This window comes from Leptospira saintgironsiae (genome assembly GCF_002811765.1).
GTDB lineage: Bacteria > Spirochaetota > Leptospiria > Leptospirales > Leptospiraceae > Leptospira_B > Leptospira_B saintgironsiae.
Genome location: NZ_NPDR01000031.1, coordinates 1 through 1,183 on the forward strand (window position 1 = coordinate 1; position 1,183 = coordinate 1,183).

At 38.4% G+C, this 1,183-nt stretch carries 1 protein-coding gene; it reads right to left on the reverse strand.

Translation table 11 applies throughout. The annotated features are described in order from the left end of the window. Positions 1 to 259: 259 nt before the first annotated feature. Positions 260 to 1,081 (reverse strand): hypothetical protein, encoded by an 822-nt coding sequence (locus CH362_RS19080; protein ID WP_100711899.1) that lies wholly within the window; start codon positions 1,079 to 1,081, stop codon positions 260 to 262. Between the last annotated feature and the right edge of the window lie 102 nt (positions 1,082 to 1,183).

A 1,183-nucleotide genomic window follows, 5' to 3' on the forward strand; every position in this document is an offset into this window, starting at 1 on the left:
ATGTTAAACGGACAGACTGCGATTAAGATTTATTTTGACCATATATTTTCTACAACTTTCGCCTAACGACCAAGGCTTGACGACGTTTCGCGAGTGCGCAAGCACTTGGCGCGAGGCTTGCTCTGCAAGACGAGTGACAAAGCGAAATGTGCCGGAGGCCAAGCGAGAGTCGCGTAGCGATCTCGAAGCGAAGCGTCAGAGCCGATAGTTAGCCGCCTGTTGCCAAAACCCTAAGAGTTAATCCAAACTAAAGATTATATTATTTTTCTTTATCTAGAATTTTAATTTGGACCGGATTTCTTGCTTTTGGATTTCGATAGAATATAAATCTACTTCCAGTTAAAGAGTAATCAGTGATAATATTAGTGTTGTTCCAAATAATGCCGGAGATAAACGAATATTCATCATTTTCAAATAATGCGGTTTCAACTGAATTTCCGGAATTCTTAATAATCTCTCTTCTTTCTTCGAATTCCTTCGCAATCTCCCCAGATTGAAGATTTACCTTAAAAACATGTTTCCCGATACTAAAGAGGACTTTCTCTATCAAATTCGTCTCTGGAAGCCCGATCACATCACCATCAGGAATTGCGGATGTATCAATTCCTATTATGAAAGGAGAATCTTGATCTATTTTCCCATTCTCTAACCACGCAGTATATTTTACTTTCTTTTGAGAAATACTCTCTAATATTCTCAGCATTAGCTTCTCTTCATCTAAAATAATTGGTTGGCCGGATATTCCTTCAATTTTATTTTTCCCAGATTTATTTGAAGCTACGCATTCAATAGTAATATCCTTTGATCCAGTTTGTATGATGATGTCAGGACCAAATTCCTTAGGTTCTTTTAGTTTGTGTCGTTTATTCAAGACATCAGTTAATTGAAGTTGCCATACCGCACCAGTGAAATTGTCTTTCGCATCATTAATGAATTTAATTTTATTATCACCGAGTAAGTTCAAAGAGCAGATTCGGCTCCAAAGCTCTTCGATAACTACTTTGGTTTCAGTTAAATAGCCATTATCTCTACAATTCGAGTAAATTAAATCTTTTACATCCCCGTCTTGAAAGAATTTCATTATAGATTCAAATCTTGGCAATGGCGGCTAACGACCAAGGCTTGACGACGTTTCGCGAGTGCGCAAGCACTTGGCGCGAGGCTTGCGAAAGCAAGACGAGTG

Excerpts from the sequence above, each read along its gene's own strand:
- CH362_RS19080 (WP_100711899.1), bottom strand. The coding sequence starts at position 1,081 with ATGAAATTCTTTCAAGACGGGGATGTAAAAGATTTAATTTACTCGAAT.